The organism is Paraburkholderia sp. MM6662-R1 (assembly GCF_050436245.1).
Classification (GTDB): Bacteria; Pseudomonadota; Gammaproteobacteria; order Burkholderiales; family Burkholderiaceae; genus Paraburkholderia; species Paraburkholderia tuberum.
The window spans coordinates 939,840-959,068 of sequence record NZ_JBNDLV010000003.1; the positions used below are offsets into that span (position 1 = coordinate 939,840).

Annotated in this window: 14 protein-coding genes and 4 pseudogenes; 10 read left to right on the forward strand and 8 right to left on the reverse strand. The window is 59.0% G+C overall.

Going from position 1 to position 19,229, the window contains the following annotated elements; all coding sequences use genetic code 11:
- Positions 1 to 34: 34 nt before the first annotated feature.
- Positions 35 to 817, reverse strand: coding sequence for an enoyl-CoA hydratase/isomerase family protein (locus OKW39_RS27120; RefSeq protein ID WP_429564067.1), 783 nt, complete (start codon positions 815 to 817; stop codon positions 35 to 37).
- Between the two features lie 249 nt (positions 818 to 1,066).
- Here OKW39_RS27120 and OKW39_RS27125 point away from each other — a divergent pair, with 249 nt between their 5' ends.
- Positions 1,067 to 2,401, forward strand: a complete 1,335-nt coding sequence (locus OKW39_RS27125) for an MFS transporter (protein ID WP_429564274.1) — start codon at positions 1,067 to 1,069, stop codon at positions 2,399 to 2,401.
- 18 nt (positions 2,402 to 2,419) lie between these two features.
- On the opposite strand, the gene OKW39_RS27130 is transcribed toward OKW39_RS27125, so the two are convergent.
- Positions 2,420 to 3,211 (reverse strand): IclR family transcriptional regulator, encoded by a 792-nt coding sequence (locus OKW39_RS27130; RefSeq protein ID WP_429564068.1) that lies wholly within the window; start codon positions 3,209 to 3,211, stop codon positions 2,420 to 2,422.
- A gap of 115 nt (positions 3,212 to 3,326) precedes the next feature.
- Between OKW39_RS27130 and OKW39_RS27135 the strand changes: the two genes are divergently transcribed.
- The 4 genes and pseudogenes from OKW39_RS27135 to OKW39_RS27150 form a co-directional block, all read left to right on the forward strand.
- Positions 3,327 to 4,127, forward strand: coding sequence for a substrate-binding domain-containing protein (locus tag OKW39_RS27135; RefSeq protein ID WP_429564069.1), 801 nt, complete (start codon positions 3,327 to 3,329; stop codon positions 4,125 to 4,127).
- 749 nt (positions 4,128 to 4,876) lie between these two features.
- Positions 4,877 to 5,695 (forward strand): annotated as a pseudogene (locus tag OKW39_RS27140) (histidine kinase dimerization/phospho-acceptor domain-containing protein); the annotation flags it as partial.
- Positions 5,696 to 5,771: 76 nt separating this feature from the next.
- A protein-coding gene (locus tag OKW39_RS27145; protein ID WP_244168772.1) for an IS3 family transposase occupies positions 5,772 to 7,324 on the forward strand; the annotation gives its coding sequence in 2 pieces (ribosomal slippage) (positions 5,772 to 6,234 and positions 6,234 to 7,324; 1,554 coding nt in all).
- Positions 7,325 to 7,342: 18 nt separating this feature from the next.
- A pseudogene (locus OKW39_RS27150) lies at positions 7,343 to 7,660 on the forward strand (sensor histidine kinase); the annotation flags it as partial.
- A 175-nt stretch (positions 7,661 to 7,835) separates the two neighbouring features.
- Here the strand turns inward: OKW39_RS27150 and OKW39_RS27155 are convergent.
- Together OKW39_RS27155 and OKW39_RS27160 are read right to left on the reverse strand one after the other, a co-directional pair.
- Positions 7,836 to 9,230: a serine hydrolase gene (locus OKW39_RS27155; RefSeq protein ID WP_429564070.1), complete on the reverse strand. Its 1,395-nt coding sequence runs from the start codon at positions 9,228 to 9,230 to the stop codon at positions 7,836 to 7,838.
- A gap of 214 nt (positions 9,231 to 9,444) precedes the next feature.
- The gene (locus OKW39_RS27160; protein WP_429564071.1) at positions 9,445 to 9,741 is read right to left on the reverse strand and encodes a VOC family protein; all 297 of its coding nucleotides are present in this window, start codon (positions 9,739 to 9,741) and stop codon (positions 9,445 to 9,447) included.
- A 76-nt stretch (positions 9,742 to 9,817) separates the two neighbouring features.
- On the opposite strand from OKW39_RS27160, the gene OKW39_RS27165 reads away from it, so the two are divergent.
- Positions 9,818 to 11,370, forward strand: a protein-coding gene (locus OKW39_RS27165) for an IS3 family transposase (protein WP_244168772.1) whose coding sequence is annotated in 2 segments (ribosomal slippage) — positions 9,818 to 10,280 and positions 10,280 to 11,370 — 1,554 coding nt in all. Because the reading frame shifts where the segments join, the coding sequence is not laid out codon by codon here.
- A 1,028-nt stretch (positions 11,371 to 12,398) separates the two neighbouring features.
- Here OKW39_RS27165 and OKW39_RS27170 read toward each other — a convergent pair.
- Positions 12,399 to 13,949 carry an ATP-binding protein gene (locus OKW39_RS27170; protein ID WP_429564072.1) on the reverse strand — a complete coding sequence of 517 codons (1,551 nt, stop codon included), beginning with the start codon at positions 13,947 to 13,949 and terminating at the stop codon, positions 12,399 to 12,401.
- A gap of 570 nt (positions 13,950 to 14,519) precedes the next feature.
- Positions 14,520 to 14,703 (reverse strand): annotated as a pseudogene (locus OKW39_RS27175) (EamA family transporter); the annotation flags it as partial.
- A gap of 110 nt (positions 14,704 to 14,813) precedes the next feature.
- On the opposite strand from OKW39_RS27175, the gene OKW39_RS27180 reads away from it, so the two are divergent.
- Entirely contained in the window at positions 14,814 to 14,948 is a 135-nt protein-coding gene (locus tag OKW39_RS27180; protein WP_260335711.1) for a hypothetical protein, read from the forward strand.
- 141 nt (positions 14,949 to 15,089) lie between these two features.
- Here OKW39_RS27180 and OKW39_RS27185 read toward each other — a convergent pair.
- Both OKW39_RS27185 and OKW39_RS27190 read right to left on the reverse strand, forming a co-directional pair.
- Positions 15,090 to 15,318, reverse strand: a pseudogene (locus OKW39_RS27185) (DUF1488 domain-containing protein).
- On the reverse strand, positions 15,319 to 15,606 hold the full coding sequence (locus OKW39_RS27190) for a hypothetical protein (RefSeq protein ID WP_184050798.1): 288 nt from the start codon (positions 15,604 to 15,606) through the stop codon (positions 15,319 to 15,321). It lies immediately after the preceding pseudogene.
- Positions 15,607 to 16,314: 708 nt separating this feature from the next.
- Here OKW39_RS27190 and OKW39_RS27195 point away from each other — a divergent pair.
- The 3 genes from OKW39_RS27195 (at position 16,315) to OKW39_RS27205 (ending at position 18,947) form a co-directional block, all read left to right on the forward strand.
- Positions 16,315 to 17,187, forward strand: coding sequence for a transglutaminase family protein (locus tag OKW39_RS27195; protein ID WP_429564073.1), 873 nt, complete (start codon positions 16,315 to 16,317; stop codon positions 17,185 to 17,187).
- 42 nt (positions 17,188 to 17,229) lie between these two features.
- Complete coding sequence (locus tag OKW39_RS27200) at positions 17,230 to 18,033, forward strand: transglutaminase-like domain-containing protein (RefSeq protein WP_429564074.1); 804 nt, start codon at positions 17,230 to 17,232, stop codon at positions 18,031 to 18,033.
- A gap of 251 nt (positions 18,034 to 18,284) precedes the next feature.
- Positions 18,285 to 18,947 (forward strand): hypothetical protein, encoded by a 663-nt coding sequence (locus tag OKW39_RS27205; RefSeq protein WP_429333713.1) that lies wholly within the window; start codon positions 18,285 to 18,287, stop codon positions 18,945 to 18,947.
- Positions 18,948 to 19,229 lie beyond the last annotated feature (282 nt).

The following is a 19,229-nucleotide window of genomic DNA, read 5'->3' on the forward strand; positions in this document are numbered from 1 at the left end:
TTTGAAATTGCATTCACGTCGATCTCCTTCGTGCTCACTTGGTTTTGTTCAGAAATGCGAGCACCGAGTCGCGATGTTCACTGCTTGTGTAGCAGACGGCCTGGGCCTGGCTGCCTTGTGAAAACACCTGATGCGCGGACAGTTCGTAGCTCTGGTTGAGGATGCTCTTGCCAAGCGCGAGCGCGGTGGCCGAACCCTGGCTCAATTCGGCGGCCCAGGCGTGGGCGTCGGCGATGAGCGAATCCGGCTCGCTCAGGCGATCCGCGATGCCGATTTCCAGCGCTTCCTTGGCATCCACTTTGCGCCCGCTGAAGATCAGTTCCTTCGCCCGCGCGAGGCCGACCCGACGCGGCAAAAAGTACATGCCGCCACCGTCGGGAATCAGCCCGCGTTTGATGTAGCTCCACGTGAAGCTCGCTTCTTGAGATGCGATGATGAAGTCACAAGAGAGCGCCATATCGGCGCCGAGCCCCGCCGCCGCCCCGTTGACTGCGGCGATGGTTGGTTTGGGCATCGAGTAGAGCAGATTGACCGTGTGATGCACGAGTTGCTGGCGGGACCAGCCATTGAACGCAACCTCGCCGGCGGGCGCTTCCATGCGCTGCGCCATACCGCTGACGTCGCCGCCGGCGCAGAACCCCTTGCCGTTGCCGGTCAGCACCACGGCGCGCACCCGCCGGTCGCGCGAAACGGCGTCTAGCGCCTCGATCAGTTCGGCACGCATTTCGTTGGTGATGGCGTTACGTTTTTCAGGACGATTCAGCGCGATCATGGCGACCTGCGAATCGATAGTGACTTGAATGGTGGATGTGCTCATGCGTGTCTCGATGGTTGAATTGGAGTCGACTGACAAGGTCAATCTGCCAATGCAGCTTAGCCCCACCCGCCACCCAAGACACCCCGTTAATTCCACTGTGTGGAACGGAGCGGGTTTCATCCGAGGGTTCGACAAATTCCACTGGATGGAATTGACGGATTGTCATCGAGCGTTCGGTGCCGATAATGGATTCCAACGCAGGCCACTTGCCACGACGATCCTGCGGCCCAATACAAGCCCGGAGACATGATGCACGCAGCCCGTTCCAATCCCATCGACGTCAGCGCCGTCGCGCAACCGCAGACAGAGGCCGTCTACCGGAAAGTCACCTGGCGGCTGCTGCCGTTCCTCTTCGTTTGTTACGTCTTCGCTTATCTGGATCGCGCGAATATCGGCTTCGCGCACCTGCAGTTCTCGCGTGACATCGGTCTTTCCGACGCCGCATTCGGTCTGGGCGTGGGACTCTTCTACGTGGGTTACATGCTCTTCGAGGTGCCGAGCAACCTGTGGCTTGCGCGAGTCGGCGTGAGAAAAACGCTCATGCGGATCATGGCGCTATGGGGCATCGTTTCGGCGGGCACCGCGTTCGTGCAGACGCCAACGCAGTTTTACATCGCGCGCGTGTTGCTGGGCGCAGCGGAAGCAGGATTCTTCCCGGGCGTGATTCTCTACTTCACCTACTGGTTTCCGGCAGCGCGCCGCGCACGCGTCACGTCCATCTTCATGATGGCGATCTGCGTATCCGGCATCATCAGTGGGCCTGTGTCGGGATGGATACTCAATAGCATGTCGGGCTTACTCGGCTATAACGGCTGGCAATGGCTGTTCCTGCTAGAAGGGTTTCCGTCAGTCATCGCCGGTGTCTTTGCGTATGTCTATCTGACGGACCGGCCGGAGCAGGCAACATGGCTCACGGACGACGAGAAGGCCCTCCTGCTGGCGGAGCTTAGCCGCGATGCGCAAACGAAGGCCGCACGCGCTCATGGTTCGATCTGGGTCGCGTTGAAGGAGCCGAAGTTTTATTTCCTGACCTTCGCATACTTCAGCGTACCTTGGGCGAGCATCGTCGTGCATATCTGGGCGCCGAGCGTGATCCAGAAAAGCGGTGTGTCGAACTACTGGCACATTGGGCTACTTTCTGCGATTCCGTATGTGGTCGGCGCAGTCGCGATGTATCTGCTCGGCCGAAACTCGGATCGTATGCTGGAGAGGCGGTGGCATTTCATGGCAAGCGCATTGATGGCCGCGCTGGGCGTCGCGCTTTTACCGGCGGCGGCGAATCACGCAGGCATTCTGGTAGCACTGCTTTGCGTCGCGACGGCTGGTTATCTGGGCATGCTGTCGCTGTTCTGGACGATCCCACCCGCGTACCTGTCGAGCACCGCCGCAGCAAGCGGCATCGGCCTCATTAGCAGCCTCGGCCAGTTTGGCGGGATTTCGGCTCCTTCGGTGATCGGCTACGCATCGACGCACTTCGGCAGCAGCGCGATGGGTCTCTATGCGGTTGCGGTCGTCTCCATACTCGGCGGTCTCGCAGTGGTGCTGGGTATTCCAGCGCGCGCGATCAGTGAACGTCGGGAATGAAAGAGACGCTTGCGGGCCTCAATTTTCGAGGCGCACGCATTCGGCTTTGATCTCGTCGCGCAGACGCAGCAGAGCCGGTGCCAGCTCGCTCACAACGCTGTCTTTTGACGCTGCCGTGCGGACGCTAAAGTTGAGGATCAACAACCGGTGTCCTGGAATGGCGAGCGGAGTCGCGAGTGCAATGACTTCAGGCTGCCAGCTTGCGACGCAATAGCCGTTTCGGTGCACATCATCCACGGCCTCGGCGATTTCTCGCGCCAGACGCTCCCAGCCGCTCCGTCCGCGACGCTTGAACGCGCCCATCAGGCGGGCAAATTCGGCCTCCGGCTGCGTGGCGAGATACGCACGGCCGAGCGAAGTCAGTTCCATCGGCACACGTTGTCCCGAGACGATCGTACGCAATGAGGCTCGCTGGTTATAACGAATGGACTCGAGGTAGACCATCTCTTCCCGGTCGGCGCCCGCGATTCCGACATTGATGCGCTTTGCCTGGGCAGTGTCGCGGATTAGCTGTCCTGCAGCATTCAGTACCGTGGATCCGCTGCGCAACGCCTGCGCCAGACTGAGCACGGGCAGGCCCAGTCTATACGCCCTGCGTGCCGCATCGTGCTCGAGATAACCCGCCTCGACGAGCGTTCGTGTAAGGCGGCTCACCGTAGCCTTCGGCAGGCCTGTGCGTTCCGCGAGTTCTCCATTGCCGAGAAGCGTTGCACCGGGACCGAACGCGCGCAGCAGTTCGAGCCCGCGTTCGAGCGATCGATTCGACGGGGTAGCGTTCGATTCCGGTTGTTGATTCTTGTGCTTCGCCATAGACAGCGGGTCTGTAGGGCTTAACGTGGAAAGGTCAATTATGGATGTATGTCACTACATGCGGTGAGATTCGATACCTGAACAAAACGTAGCTTTACTAGAAAAGGATAATCCGATGGTCATCAACATTGCAAAGCTCCGACGCGCGACCGTGTCTGTCGCACTCTGCACCGCGTCACTATTGTCAAATGTGGTTCATGCCGCTGACGTTCATGTTCTGGCAACTGGAGCGCTCTCAGCAGCGTTTAGGGAGCTCGGACCAGCGTATGAACGACAGACCGGGAATCACCTCGTCATATCGTGGGGGCCTTCATACGGTACGTCCGCTGACGCGTTACCCATGCGCATTAAGAATGGCGAAGCAATGGACGTCTGCTTCATGATCCGCCCTGCGCTAGACGCACAGATCAGACAGGGTAAGTTTCTCCCGGGCACTCGCACAGATCTCGTTGCGTCCCGAATTGGCGTGGCGGTTCAGGCCGGCATGCCGAAGCCGGATGTCAGTACTGTGGTAGCACTACGTGGTGCACTGCTCGCAGCGAAATCAGTAGCCTTCTCTGAAGGAGCGAGCGGCACCTATATTACTGAGACGTTGTTCCCCAAGCTTGGCATCGCGGATCAAATGAAAGCCAGGAGTGTTCAGATCAAAGGGAAGGAGCTGGTCGGAACGGCCATTAAGCGGGGCGACGCCGAAGTTGGATTGCAACAGATCAGTGAACTTCGTGCCATTCAGGGGATCCAGTACGTCGGGCCGCTTCCGCAAGAAGTGCAGAAGGCGAGCGTCATTTCCGCCGCCGTGTCAACAAACGCGCAGGAGCGGGAAGGCGCCGCGGCGCTCATTTCTTATCTGAGAACGCCGACAGCGTCGGCAGTATTCGAAAGGACTGGGCTTGGCCCAATCGAGCCCCACAAATAAATCGCATTGGTTTTGAGTCCTGGTACCCCGGAAGATAAGCTGCCGCGACAGCCGCTTCTCTCGTTGATTAACCTTGTCCGAGCGAAAACGGGGGCATGACCTTCGAGCAAGATAGCTAGCCGTTTAGTGCGATCCAGTCACTTCCAGCGACGGCTCGCTCGCGCAAAGCGGTCGTTCGTGGATTTCGGCGGGCTGTCTCGTTTGGGTCGACTTGCGACGATCATTCGCTGCAGGCCGGCAAGCAGTTCTCAATTCAGCTATCGGATCGGGTTCGGCCATCAACGGGCGCTGGCCCCGCACGCTCGACGCGACGTTCGCGTGGCGCCTTCGCCCTGACACCGGCCGTCAAGCGTCCGTGTTGATCGCGTTGTTAGCACTGGGCCGGTACCGCGGCGCTTAGCTTACGGGTTCTGCAGGAATCTCAAATAGAAGGCTGCAAACACCAAGACAATGCCGACGTTAACTATCAGCCGTTCCCAAAATCGATTCCTAAAGAACAGAAAATCTACACTAACGACAACGGCTATCAACATCACAACGTAAAGCACGATGGACGTGTTCCTTGTCATTTCAATCACCAGTTCAAATATATCCACAGGTTGGCCATGACCGGTCGTCGGCGGTTGTGCCAGAAAGCGGCCCTTGTCGACACAGCGTAAACCCGACGGAATCCTGTCACGAATTCGCGCGTAACATAACGTCCGTAAAATATTCCCTGGAGTCCTATTTTTTGTTCTGCAGGAGCAAGTATGCGACTAGCCGCCTTTATCTTGCGAGACATGGAGCCCGTAGTGGCGGAATGGGAGACGTTTGCAGCGACCCTGCTTCCAGCTTCAGCCGGGATGGAACTGCTGGCCCTGCGCAACCACGCGCAGCAGATTCTGGAAGCCGTGGCCAAGGATTTGCAGACTTCGCAGACCAGGGAAGCGCAACACGAAAAATCGTTGGGGCGAGCCCCTAGACCGGCTGATGCCCCAGAAACAGCCGCGCAAACGCATGCCCTTCTGCGCGCGCGACGCGGCTTCAACATCAAGCAGCTGGCCGCCGAGTACCGCGCGCTGCGCGCAAGCGTGCTTCGTTTGTGGATGGACGATTGCCAGCCCGACGCGCCGCATCTGGATGATATCGTCCGCTTCAATGAGGCCATCGATCAGGCGCTCGCCGAATCGGTCGGCTTTTTCAGCGAGCAAGTCGATCAGGCTCGCAATCTGTTGCTTGGTATGCTCGGGCACGACATGCGCAGCCCGCTTCAGACGATTCAGGTGACAGCCTCATATCTGTCCGCCCTGAATGCGGGGGAGCGCGTTTCGGAAGCCGCAGCCCGTCTGGTACGAAGCGGCGCGCGCATGCAGTCGCTTCTTGATGATCTGTGCGATTTCAATCGGACCAGGCTCGGGCTTGGTATCAACGTCACACGCACCAACGTTGATTTGGCGGATGTGTTCACCGATGAGTTAGACCAGTTGCGCGCAGTTCATCCGGACAGGCAGATCGAGATGGAGTTGCAGGGCAATGCTCATGGCGTCTGGGATGGCCCGCGTCTGCAGCAGTTGCTTGGCAATCTTGTTCTCCCCCGGCGTCAGACTACTTGTCGTGTTATCTGAATCTTATAGACATGGTCCGGGGGCGGTAAAATCAGGGTGAATGAAAGCCTACTCAGCAGAAAGAAAAGAAGCGCTGGTGCGTCGCATGATGCCGCCGGAAAACGCGTTGGTCTCAGCGCTGGCCAGAGAAACGGGGATTACCGAACAGACGTTGTACACGTGGCGCCGACAGGCGAAAGGACAAGGGCTGGCCGTGCCGGGCGATGGGAAGAATCCCGAGGGATGGTCTTCGGAAGACAAGTTTGCAGTAGTGCTGGAAGCCGCCCCGCTCAACGCAGCGGAGCTGGCCGAGTACTGCCGGCGCAAAGGACTCTATCCCGAACAGATCGCGGCGTGGCGAGCGGCCTGCCAGGCAGCCAACGCGAATGCCACCGAGCAGGCACGCGAGCAGCGCCACCAGTCGAAAGACGACAAGCAGCGCATCCGACAGCTCGAGAAGGAATTGCAGCGCAAGGAGAAGGCGCTAGCGGAAGCGGCGGCGCTGCTGATTCTGAGAAAAAAAGTCCAGGCGATCTGGGGAGACAAAGAGGACGATTGATCAACGTCCCGGATCGCCTGTTATGTATATCGTTGATACGCGAGGCGGCGCAGTCAGGCTGCCGGCTGGAGAAGGCTTGCGACGAGTTGGGCGTGAGCCTGCGCACGTTTCAGCGCTGGGTCGGTGACGGTGACACGGTACGTGCCGATGGTCGTACCACGACCGAACGGCCGCCGCCGGGCAACCAGTTGAGTGAGGCTGAACGGCAACAGATTCTTGAGGTAGCCAATAGTGCGGAGTTTGCCAGTCTGCCGCCCAGCCAGATCGTGCCGAGGCTGGCCGATCGCGGCGTGTATGTCGCATCGGAATCGAGCTTTTACCGCGTGCTGCGCAGCGCCTCGCAGCAGCACCATCGTGGTCGTGCGCGCAAGCCCTCGACCCGGGTAGTGACCAGTCATTGCGCGACGGCGCCCAATCAGGTCTGGTCGTGGGACATCACCTGGGTACCTGCGGCGGTCAAAGGACAGTATTACTACTGGTACATGATGCTGGACGTGTTCAGCCGCAAGATTGTCGGTCACGAAGTGCATGAGGCCGAATCGGCAGAACTGGCCGCGTTGCTGATGCGGCGTGCCAGTCTGGCAGAGGGCCTGGCAGGACGTCCCCTGGTGCTGCATTCGGATAATGGCAGCCCGATGAAAGGTGCGACGATGCTTGCCACCCTGGAGAACCTGGGGGTCGTGGCCTCGTTTAGCCGACCACGCGTGAGTAACGACAACCCGTACGCAGAGTCGCTGTTCCGGACCTGCAAGTATCGGCCCGACTACCCGCGCAAGCCGTTCGGCAGCGTTGATGAGGCGCGGGCCTGGACGCAGCAGTTCGTGCGCTGGTACAACCATGAGCACAAACACAGCGGCCTCAAATTCGTCACGCCGGCCCAGTGTCATAACGGCGTGGCGAATGCAGTTCTTGCGCAACGTGAGATCGTTTATGCGGAGGCCAGGCAGCGCAATCCACGGCGTTGGTCCCGATCGACGCGCAACTGGAAATTGAAGGATGAAGTCTGGCTCAATCCGGAGCGCATGCAACCGGAAGAACTAAAGCAGTGCGCATGAGGTGACGCGACAAGTACGTTGACAACCGCCGTTCTCAATGCGATCAGACATGGGGCGCCGAACGCACCGGTGCGCGTGGTGGTGACTGGTGACGAAGCGGAGTTGCGTTTCGAGGTCAGGAACAGCGGACCTGCCATCGAGAGGTCGTTGCTGGAGCGCATCTTTGATCCGCTCCAACGCGGCGCGAATCATGAGAACAGACGGGACAGCAAGGGCAGTCTCGGACTCGGGTTGTATATCGCAAGCGAAATCGCCAAGGCCCATCACGGCACGATCGAGGCGCGGTCAGATAAGGTAGAGACCGCATTCACCGTGTGTCTGCCGCGCCGCACGTAGCAGGCGATGTCCATGCCGCGACGGACATGTAACGGGGTCCGTGGGTGTTTGCTTTGCCTGAACGCCAACGGCCGGGGCGACATGAGTCCGACGCATCCGGCAGCACGCGGCCAATTTGAGACATCCGCGAGTAACGTCTAGATTGTCGACGATCGGCGAATACACCGCATCCCGTTCATTCCTTCTGCCGGACGCCAGACTGGGCGCCGATGTTGAAGTTTGCTCTAGCTCCCCCGATTTTCAACATTTCAGTGTCCTTGCCATGCTGACGCAGCGTCATGGAAACGACGACGCCATGAGAATCCACATTGAAAGTGACCTGAACGTTTAGGTCGAAGTCCGCGAAGAACTCCCGGGCGTTTTCGGGAAAGATGCCGAACGGGCCTTGACCTGTCGCCTGAGCAATCAGATGTTGATCCGCTTCCGTCACAGTGATCACAAAGTCCGCTCGCAGTTCATAACGACCTGTGTAGGACTGCAGCACAGCCTGATCAACCGGGACGATCACCCGTGCTTTGTTCAACGGTTTAGCCGGATTCAAAAGATGGTGCGCAATGTCGCCCACGTCACCCGCTGCGTTGGACATTAATACCACGCCGATCCGCGCGCGGCGGTAGAACAACATAATCGAGCGATAGCCCGCAGTGCCACCGTCGTGACCGTACAGTACATCATCACCTACTGCTTTCGCTCCCCAACCGAGCGCGATATCGTGATCCGCTACGCGTTGGCGCAGCGTCATCGTTTCTTCAATCGCGTGGTCGAGGCTGGATTTACGCTGCCCGAAGATGGTATCCATTAAGGTCAGCTGGTCGTTCACTGTCGAGCGAAGTGCGCCTGCTCCGGCAAAGGGGGAAGGACCGAGATTCCATCCTGGCACTGGCCGCAGTGAGGCGTCATGTCCGGGTACAAGACGGATTTTCATGGAATCTGACAACTCGATCGATGTGCTATGCATACCCAGCGGACCAGTGACGCGCTCGCGGATCAAGGTCTCATAGTCTTTGTTGGCACGGCACGTCAGCGCATGGCCCAACAGGCCGACGCCAAGATTGGAATATTCTTCAACCGTGTCAACATCGCGCGTGAGTTCGTGCGCTGCGAGGAATTGGTAGAGCGCGTCAACTGTGTAATGCCGATAAGGATCGGGGTCGTCGCCATTGAAGTTGTCGGGCATTCTGGGAAGGCCGGACAAATGTGTTGATAGCTGCTGCAGCGTGATTTTCCGGCCGTTACGCTCAGGTATCACTACGCCGCTTGGAAGCAGATCCTGAACCGGCTCGTCGAATGTTGCTTCTCCTCGCCCGACCATATCAGCGAGTAGGAGTGCCGTGTAGACCTTTGTGATTGAGCCTATCTCGAACACAGAGTCGCCATCAGGAGTGCTGGTGTTGTCGGCGCTGTGGCGGCCATAGCTCACGACACGCCGCCTGCCACCATCGATCATGCCGACCACAATTCCTATGCTTTGCCTCCTCCCATCGACGCGATCCGCAAGAATTGAAAGAATTTCATCGTTGCTGGGGAAATGCGAGTGGGAAGCTTGTGCGTTGTGGTCGGTTTTAAGCATACGTGGCTCAACGTGTAGGGACGGGGATATTGTCTGGCGCCAAAATTTTCGCCAGTCGCTCGGGCGGCCGCTTATTCGTCGACCGGCGACCGCAACCACCGCTTTTGGGGAATTTGACTCTCCGTCTTGGCCGAGTTATGCGTAGCGCATTAGGCAGCGGTCGGCCAAAAGCAGCCTGTCGAAATGGCCACGCAGATCGTCGACAATATTCGGGTTAGCCGTAGAGCCCAACGCAATTTTCCCAAGGGTCGCGCAGCATGCACATCCGCTTTCCATCTTCCACTTGGCCTGGACCACGATAAAGCGTGGCACCTATGTTCAGAAAATGCTTTAGCGATTCATCGAAGTCATCGACGGTCCAGTAGACGACTGTGCCCGCCGATCCCGCCGATAATTTTGCATCGGCGGGAACAATTTCGAGTCTGATGCCATTGAATTCGAGGTATGTCAGATTGAACTCGTCAAGAAAGCGCCTTTCAGCGCCTCGAAAAGCTGACTGGTACCAGTCCAATGCCCCCGGCGTCAGACTACTTGTCGTGTTATCTGAATCTTATAGACATGGTCCGGGGGCGGTAAAATCAGGGTGAATGAAAGCCTACTCAGCAGAAAGAAAAGAAGCGCTGGTGCGTCGCATGATGCCGCCGGAAAACGCGTTGGTCTCAGCGCTGGCCAGAGAAACGGGGATTACCGAACAGACGTTGTACACGTGGCGCCGACAGGCGAAAGGACAAGGGCTGGCCGTGCCGGGCGATGGGAAGAATCCCGAGGGATGGTCTTCGGAAGACAAGTTTGCAGTAGTGCTGGAAGCCGCCCCGCTCAACGCAGCGGAGCTGGCCGAGTACTGCCGGCGCAAAGGACTCTATCCCGAACAGATCGCGGCGTGGCGAGCGGCCTGCCAGGCAGCCAACGCGAATGCCACCGAGCAGGCACGCGAGCAGCGCCACCAGTCGAAAGACGACAAGCAGCGCATCCGACAGCTCGAGAAGGAATTGCAGCGCAAGGAGAAGGCGCTAGCGGAAGCGGCGGCGCTGCTGATTCTGAGAAAAAAAGTCCAGGCGATCTGGGGAGACAAAGAGGACGATTGATCAACGTCCCGGATCGCCTGTTATGTATATCGTTGATACGCGAGGCGGCGCAGTCAGGCTGCCGGCTGGAGAAGGCTTGCGACGAGTTGGGCGTGAGCCTGCGCACGTTTCAGCGCTGGGTCGGTGACGGTGACACGGTACGTGCCGATGGTCGTACCACGACCGAACGGCCGCCGCCGGGCAACCAGTTGAGTGAGGCTGAACGGCAACAGATTCTTGAGGTAGCCAATAGTGCGGAGTTTGCCAGTCTGCCGCCCAGCCAGATCGTGCCGAGGCTGGCCGATCGCGGCGTGTATGTCGCATCGGAATCGAGCTTTTACCGCGTGCTGCGCAGCGCCTCGCAGCAGCACCATCGTGGTCGTGCGCGCAAGCCCTCGACCCGGGTAGTGACCAGTCATTGCGCGACGGCGCCCAATCAGGTCTGGTCGTGGGACATCACCTGGGTACCTGCGGCGGTCAAAGGACAGTATTACTACTGGTACATGATGCTGGACGTGTTCAGCCGCAAGATTGTCGGTCACGAAGTGCATGAGGCCGAATCGGCAGAACTGGCCGCGTTGCTGATGCGGCGTGCCAGTCTGGCAGAGGGCCTGGCAGGACGTCCCCTGGTGCTGCATTCGGATAATGGCAGCCCGATGAAAGGTGCGACGATGCTTGCCACCCTGGAGAACCTGGGGGTCGTGGCCTCGTTTAGCCGACCACGCGTGAGTAACGACAACCCGTACGCAGAGTCGCTGTTCCGGACCTGCAAGTATCGGCCCGACTACCCGCGCAAGCCGTTCGGCAGCGTTGATGAGGCGCGGGCCTGGACGCAGCAGTTCGTGCGCTGGTACAACCATGAGCACAAACACAGCGGCCTCAAATTCGTCACGCCGGCCCAGTGTCATAACGGCGTGGCGAATGCAGTTCTTGCGCAACGTGAGATCGTTTATGCGGAGGCCAGGCAGCGCAATCCACGGCGTTGGTCCCGATCGACGCGCAACTGGAAATTGAAGGATGAAGTCTGGCTCAATCCGGAGCGCATGCAACCGGAAGAACTAAAGCAGTGCGCATGAGGTGACGCGACAAGTACGTTGACAACCGCCGTGTATGTCGCATCAATCCGAAGCCGTTCCGCGTGCTGCTCGGCCTGTTGACGACGAACTTCGGCAATCCGCGCGGTGACCTCATCGGAAATTTCTCTCCGGCCCGCGAGCTCTAGAGCCCAAGCTCCCACTTCCTCTGGCAAGTCTGCGGCCCCAGCGAGCGCGGCCGTAAAGAAAAGTGGGTCTTGGTTGACATAGATCACCCCATGACCCTTCTCGACCTGAACGGTGCGCGCCATGGCCAAGGCCATTTCAGCCAGCTCGCGACGAAACGGAATCAGCATTCCGTTTTCCAGTTCGCGTGGAGTTCCTGTTAGCCAGGTCTGTATAACCTTGGCGATCGCGGACGATACCGCCCCCCTGAGCTTTTCCCGTTGCGCTATGAGGAATCGAAGCACTGGCGGCCAGCGTCCGATGACAATCGAGCGATGCTGCGCCTCCAGGTACAAACCAAGGGACGACATGGTGCCTGAAATGCCACCGGTAGGCACGGTTCCGATGTGGTCGAACCGGATCAGCAGTCTGGTGAGATGCTCAGCGTTGTTCGCAAGCAGCAGGTCAACCCGCTCTGTAAGAAACCGCTCCGCTTCAGGGTCGAGACACAGTGCATCAAGGAGGATGTCTCCTGCCAGGAAAAGGCCGCTCGTCTGGGCGGAGGCGAACGCCGAATCCCAGGCCGTCCCAGTTTCGGCAGGCTGTCGCAGCAGAAACTGGCCCAGCATCCGTAGCGAGTTTGTCCAGAGAGGATTTTCCGCGAGCTTCGCCCACTGAGCCGCATCAGCCGATATCTCCTTGAGGTACTGGAAGCGAGCCCAATCCGCCGCGAGGTCGTGCTCGAACTCGATGCGGTTTGTTCGTCGGTTCAGGCGAAGAGGCAGTTCTGCAGGACTCTCCGAGAAGGTCGCAGCGTCGGCCGGATCGAGGTCACTAAGCGCGAAGCTTCTCTCGAAGTACGCCTCACGCTTTGCGAGGCGCATCATGAGTGCCTGAACGTCTGGTCAGTCGCCAGTCCAGTAGTGCCACAGACGATCAGAAATAGCAGTGTGAGACGCAAGCCCACCCGCACTTGAACCGAACGCAGAGCCGGCCTTGACCACCCATGCCAGGGTCCTGAGGTTTGTTAGCGCTGAAACCGTGTCGTCGTGGGCGGCCAGCCAGCCAAGGGAGGGCGACGCCAACAGCGCTGACATTACGTCCAGTTTTTTCATGAGCTCGAGTTCGACCAACGCGGCTCGGCGGCCGCCGAGCATGTCCCCGGCACCGTCGGCCCAGTTCTGGGTCTGGGTGATGACGACAACGCGCCATACGATGCCGTCAGCCTGTTCCGCGGACCCGAGGATAGCCCGGAAAAGCTGCCGGATGATGCCGAGTTCCGCCGGGTCGATTCGTTCCGCCGAGTCGACAACGAGGACGTTTTTCGGATTGACCGTTGCGTTAAGAACCCGCGCCAGTTCATGCCTGAGCGGAAGCATGCTGCGACGCGCAGCGCTGAGCGCCGTCTTCAGATCATCCGGACCGAACCAAACCTGCGTCCACGCCTCAAAGTGCGCGTCGAGCACGTTCTTGACGAGCGCTGATTTACCGGAGCCCGACTCGCCGAATACCACTGTGACAGCGTTCCCGAAGATCGCAGTTTTGAGTTTCGATTTCTCTTCAGTTCGCGGGACGCTGTAACCCGAAGGTAACGCGGTCTCTATCCGCGCCTTGCAATCGGAAGCGATACTAGAGAGGGTCTCCCAATCCCGCGTGAAATCAGGATGGTGGCGAAGACCGAACTCCACGCGGAGCATCGACCAGAGTTCCTGACACGTGATGGTGCCACGGCGAAGGCGTATCTCCGTTGCGACGTTGATAAGCCACTGCCAGAGTTTTTCTGCTTCCGTCGCGTCGCCGCTTGCCAGGAGTTGCCGGCATTGCGCGATCGCCTGATTCCTAGCCTCCGAGTGAGGGAGCTGCAGGTCGACTGGCAGTACATGCAGCCGCCGGATGAGTTCAATTGTCTCTTCCTCAGTTGCCTCCGGGCCATTCTTGTCCGGCTTCCGAACGCTCTCGAAAACTTTGGCTTGTCCGGGATTGCTCCGGATTCGACCCATGGCGAGCGCGACGTCGAAGCCGGTACATGCATTCTTCACCTCCCGCCAGTTCGGCTCGAAGACGCGATGCGTGCCCTGTGTCACGAGCGCCAGACCGTCGCCTGATCGGCTCATCGGGCCGTGCGATGCGCGCCACTGTTCCCACGCACGCTTTACGAAATCTGCGGGCAAGCCCGAAGCGCTGACTTGCAGATTGCCTTTCGCTGAGATAGCAAGCTGCCCATGCGCTCCCGCGTTATGCTGTGTCGTCAATAAAAGGTCGTCGATGCGCCACCCTAGTGTCGAAACCTGCGCCTGAAGCTGAACGCCCGCGCCTCCGATTGCAGGTGCCTGCTCGCCCGTTAGCATTTTCACCAGAAGCCAGGCGCTAATCAGATCCTCGAACTCAAATCCCGCGCCGCTCGTTGACCGCAGGGTCGCGGGTGCTCGCTTCTTTCTGGCTGGCTTGTTCGGCATTGCTTATGTCGGCCCAACAATGGACAAGGAATAAAGACTAGCACCAATCAGTCGCGCTTATGAAAGACAATGGACGTCCAACGGTGGGGCACTCAAGACGCCCGGCCATGATCGTGCCTCGTGCTTCGTTCCTCGGCCACTGTTCGGTCGAGCTTTTCGACCAAACCCGTGGTCGTGCGGTCGTACAGCGCGTAGTCTTCACCGCTTGTTGTACGCCGATGCCTCGGCTACGCGTTCCACCTTGTCACGGTCGAAAATAGATATGACACTGGCACCGCAGAGCGAATGTCCGGAATGGCCGATTATGCAACGTTCATCGTCGGGAATGGAACGGCCGCTTACAGAGGCGAAGCCGACGTCTGAGTGTCCGAGCAACGGTGCGAGCGAATGACGCTTCATGGCCGATAGCACCAGTTCAATGAACGTTCCGAAGAACTGCCGTTGAAAACTTCAACGGCGGCTTAGGGGCGGCCTCTGTGAGCGAGTACAGTCGGCCATTTAGGAGTCGATCAAAGCGATAGAGTGAGCGACCGATAATCGCGCTGCTGCGGACATTGAAATCACGTGAAGTCAATGACGATGGTGGCGATGCTTGTGTGTTACGGGTTCACGCTTATGTGGGGGTATGTGGTTCCTGCCCGTCCCACGGGAAGTCATGAACGTGCTGATGGTGCTCGTCATGGCGACCTCGGTGGTTTGGTTCCGGTGTCTCGTGCGTGTGAGCGTGCTCGTGGCGCTCCCGCAAATGTAGCCAGGTCGCTCCGAACACCGCTTCCACGTCGCGGCCGCGTGGCGGGACTGCTACTCAGGTGAGCTTTTTACCCCAGGGCGCCGACCGCCTATGTATTGTTCACGACATCGCGAGTGTCGCTCGGCCCGGATCAGGCGACAGGCAAGATTGTCGATCGCACCGTGGAGTTTGGCCAGTCTTCAGCGGTTGCGCTTTTTCGTGAAGCGGTGTATCAGGCGCTGGGCGATCTGCTGCCTGCTTCATATTGAACGTATGGGGGCGTTCGGGCCGAGTAATATTGGCTGCATGTTCGAACCCTGCTCGCGCCTCGCATCCCCGCAACTAAAAAGTGATCGCGCCCGATCTTCGATTCAGGAGATCGTGTACCTGATCTGCGGGCCACCCTTATATCACGTTTTGGCCAGTTCCAGTATCCGGTCGCGATTACGATCGAACGCCGCGAGCAGGTCGGTTTCCTCGCTACGGATTCCGGGGTTGAGCTTCGTCAGCATTTGACCATCGACGAGAAACGCGATCTCGCGAGAATTGTCGTAGCCCCAGAAACATACACGATGCCTAGGAGGTGTCGTAAGAGCGACTGGGATTTGGGAAGCTGAGCACGATCTTGCTTTTTGCCATCTAATCTCTCGAAGAGACGTAGCGCCACTTCGCGGCGTTGATATCGATGCGCGCATCATCGTCGAGCCGCTTCTGGGCGCGGTCGGACTCCGCCTGCCGCAAGGCTTCGACGCGAGCTTTCTGGGTCGCCACATAGTCTTGCGGTCTGCCCGACATGATCGGGCTCATTGGGGTTCGCTTCAGCATCTGGACGCCTGCAAAAAGAGCGTGCAACTTCAAGGCAGTGGCCTGAGGCCAGAAAGCACGCTTGAGCACGGCGACGCGCCACATCAAGGTAGCAATGCTCATTCGCGTGCGAGATTCAACGCGTATTCCCGCCGGTACTGGCGAGCCGGACACGAGTGGCGAGTCGATGAAAGCGGCTTGCGCACTCAAGTTGGCTATCCGAGAGTGCGCCGCATGGCGCGACAAAGCAAGAACAATCGGCAAACCGGCGGCTGGGTGCATGAAGAGAGCAGGCACTATCAGCAAACTTGCGCAGTATCAGCAAACTTGTGCACTTACCCCTTAAGGTGTGTGATCGGGTCTTTTAAATAGATCGCGACAGTAATTAAAAATGCGCCCAGAATGAGTCGCAGAGCGGCCCCTTCCGTGGGCGCCTAAATGGGGAGCGAAATGGCAAAAGGTCAACTGCGTAGTAATCGCGAGGCAAAGAAGCCTAAACAACCTAAAAAGTTACCATCTCCCGGAGCAGGTCTGTTCAAGACGTCTACCCCGAAGACTTCTGTGTCGAGCGGCGTGACGAAGAAGTAACCGACACGCGCATGTGACGCGCGGTCGTTTCACTTTGCTTGTGCGCACTTTCGACGAAGGTGTAACAGCGGCCCGGTAGAAAGAGCGTCATTGCAATTCGGGCTGCACCTTGTTGCCTCTCATTGCTGATCGTTTCCAGCGCGTGTCTGAGTCGTGACCGATTGCCGCCCCGGTTCGTGCTGTCGCGGTGGGCTTTCCTTTTGGGGGCGAAATGGTGAGCAAGTTTGTTCGCGGCGAAACGCAATGAGCGCGCCGCAACGTCTAACCGTGTGGCACCAGAGCGTCTACCACTACTTGGAGCCAGTGCGCTTCGGCGAGCATCGCATGATGTTCCGCCCGCGTGCGAGTCATGATCTGCGGCTTCTCACCGCGCAGTTGCTGATCACGCCCACACCTGAACGGCTGTATTGGTTGCACGATGTCTTCGACAACTCGGTCGCAGTCGCCACGTTTTCGGTCGAAGCATCCGAGCTGCTCTTCAGAAGCGAGGTGACGCTCGAACATTACGAGGCGCCGCTGCCTGACTATTCGCTGGAAGCCTATGCGTCGACCTGGCCCTTCGCGTATACGAGCGAGGAAGCCTCTGATCTGGTGAACGCGCGAAGCCGACAGTTTCCGAACGAGGATGTCGACCTGTGGGCGCGACGCTTTATCGACCCCGGCGGCACGACGGGCACGATGACGTTGTTGCGCAGCATGACGCTCGAGATCAAGAACAACTTCATGTACGTGCGGCGCGTCGAGAAGGGCGTCAATCGTCCTGCCGACACGCTACGCCTGCGCAGCGGCAGTTGCCGCGATTTCGCGGTGCTGATGATGGATGCCGTCCGCTCGCTTGGCCTCGCGGCCCGGTTTGTCAGCGGCTATATCTTCGTGCCGGACCACGACACCACCCTGGGCGGCGGCGCGACCCACGCATGGCTGCAGATCTATCTTCCCGGTGCAGGCTGGGTCGATTTCGATCCGACCAACAGCATCGTCGGCAACCGGCATCTGATTCGTGTGGCGGTAGCGTGGAATTACGATCAGGCGCTGCCGCTCTGGGGCACATGGCACGGCGCGATGCATTCGTTCCGCAGTCTTGAGGTCGACGTGAGCGTGACCGAAGACGCCTGAGCGCTCAGCGCGTTACGACTTTATCAATGGAAGGATGGTCAGATGAAACTTCGCGTGGGCTATGAACTGATCTACGAGTGCGCGCAGCCGACACCAATGATGTTGATGTTGAACACGCATTTTTCCCGCGTGCAGGATGTCCTGTCTGCCGATCTGCTGGTGGTCGATCCGCCGGTGGCGATCACGCAGTATCGCGATAGCTTCGGCAATCTGTGCAGCCGCATCGTCGCGCCGCAGGGGCTGATTTCGCTCTCCACCACCGCGCTGCTCAACGTCTCCGATCAACCCGAGACGCGCGAGCCGTTCGACTATCAGCATGCCGTCGAAACGCTTCCGGATGAATGTCTGGTGTTCCTGCTCGGCAGCCGCTATTGCGAAACCGATCTGCTGTCCGACGTTGCCTGGAAACTATTTTCCAATACGCCTCCGGGCCGCCACCGGGTGCAGGCGATTTGCGACTACGTGCATCGCCATGTCATGTTCGGATACGAATTTGCACGGCCGACCAAGACGGCGTTTCAGGCGTGGCAGGAACGCAAGGGCGTGTGTCGCGACTTCGCTCACCTGGCCGTGGCGCTATGCCGCGCGATGAATATTCCGGCGCGCTACTGCACGGGCTACATCAGTGACGTCGGTGTGCCGCCGCCGTGGAGCACGATGGATTTCGCGGCATGGTTCGAAGCCTATGTGGGCGGCTCCTGGCAGACCTTCGATCCGCGCAACAACGTGCCGCGTATCGGTCGTGTGCTGATGGCGTGCGGCCGCGATGCCGCCGACGTTGCGATCAGCAACACATTCGGTCCGACGAAGCTCATCAAATTTGACGTCCACTGCGCGCCTGAATGATGACGAGTGGTCATTCGTTGGTGGTGTCGTAGAGGACGGGTTTGGGTCGGGATGCATCAGATGCATCAGGCAGCGGTCGGCCAGTTTGAGACGTTCGACATCATGGGCCAGATCGCTGACAATCTCGGCAGCAAGCTGGGCGAGCCCAGAGAACCCTCGTGTTGGCAAGCGACGAATTGACCGACGCCAACGACTTCGGCAGGTAATGCCGTTGGGCGTCTCGAGCCCCGTGCTAGTACAACGGAGAACACATGCGAACGACAACTATGAAACTCTCGCACACGATCAGGATTCTTATCGCAACGGTCGGTCTCTCGGCGCTCGGTGCGCATGCAGCCGACGAAGCCAAAGTGCTGCCGTTTGAAACTCATGCCGCGTTCTTCTCTAGGGAGACACAGCAAAAGACACCATTGGACCCACAGGTTTTCGTCGAGCAACCGGGTGCCCCCGCCGCTACCGGGCCGCAAGGGATTAAGCGAAGCGCTGGCCTTCGCAATGCGCTAATCGCTGACACGCCGACGCTGCCTTTGAAGACCGCTACCGGCCAGCGGATGAATCTTACCTTGGGCGCCTGGCTTGGTGCCAGAGGGGAAGCGATCCTGACGCCGCAGCCGGACGGGCGTGAGAAGGTAACTGTCGTGCTTTCTGGTCTCAAGCCCAACGGACACTACAGCCTTTTCGAAAATCACTTCAATGAGAAGCCGATCGGCTTCACGCCGCTTGATGGTAGCGGTCAGGACAACGACCTGGTAGCAGACGCCGAGGGCAACGCGGCGCTCACCACGATCGCACCAGTGCCGCTGACGCACGACAACGCTGTACTCGTCGTCTATCACTCCGACGGAAAATCACACGGCAAGCAGCGCGGCGAAATTGGCGTAACGGCGCACCACCAACTCATCGCGAGACCGTAACTTTGCTGTTGTTCATGCGTGAAGGGCTGCTTCAGAGCAACGTTAACGTCCCTTGCGGGTCGCCTGCTGCCGATCGCAGCCTTCCGATGACTCCGGCCTCGTATGGGGATTGCATGAGGCAGTGTGATCGGCCATTTCCTGCCATTCGTCGGCGTGCGTCCGCAGACGTTCAAATGGCCGTTCCCCAGTAGGCAGCGGGCGTTCACGGCTGACTGACGAATTGCCCGAGGCCCGATCGCACCTGTAGGACCTGCTACAGCATACTGAAGCCGAAGTAGGTGT

Bases quoted from the DNA above. Each gene is read 5' to 3' on its own strand.
- OKW39_RS27120 (WP_429564067.1), bottom strand. From the start codon at position 817: ATGAGCACATCCACCATTCAAGTCACTATCGATTCGCAGGTCGCCATG.
- OKW39_RS27125 (WP_429564274.1), top strand. From the start codon at position 1,067: ATGCACGCAGCCCGTTCCAATCCCATCGACGTCAGCGCCGTCGCGCAA.
- OKW39_RS27130 (WP_429564068.1), bottom strand. From the start codon at position 3,211: ATGGCGAAGCACAAGAATCAACAACCGGAATCGAACGCTACCCCGTCG.
- OKW39_RS27135 (WP_429564069.1), top strand. From the start codon at position 3,327: ATGGTCATCAACATTGCAAAGCTCCGACGCGCGACCGTGTCTGTCGCA.
- OKW39_RS27155 (WP_429564070.1), bottom strand. From the start codon at position 9,230: ATGCTTAAAACCGACCACAACGCACAAGCTTCCCACTCGCATTTCCCC.
- OKW39_RS27170 (WP_429564072.1), bottom strand. From the start codon at position 13,949: ATGCCGAACAAGCCAGCCAGAAAGAAGCGAGCACCCGCGACCCTGCGG.
- OKW39_RS27190 (WP_184050798.1), bottom strand. From the start codon at position 15,606: ATGAGCATTGCTACCTTGATGTGGCGCGTCGCCGTGCTCAAGCGTGCT.
- OKW39_RS27195 (WP_429564073.1), top strand. From the start codon at position 16,315: ATGAGCGCGCCGCAACGTCTAACCGTGTGGCACCAGAGCGTCTACCAC.
- OKW39_RS27200 (WP_429564074.1), top strand. From the start codon at position 17,230: ATGAAACTTCGCGTGGGCTATGAACTGATCTACGAGTGCGCGCAGCCG.
- OKW39_RS27205 (WP_429333713.1), top strand. From the start codon at position 18,285: ATGCGAACGACAACTATGAAACTCTCGCACACGATCAGGATTCTTATC.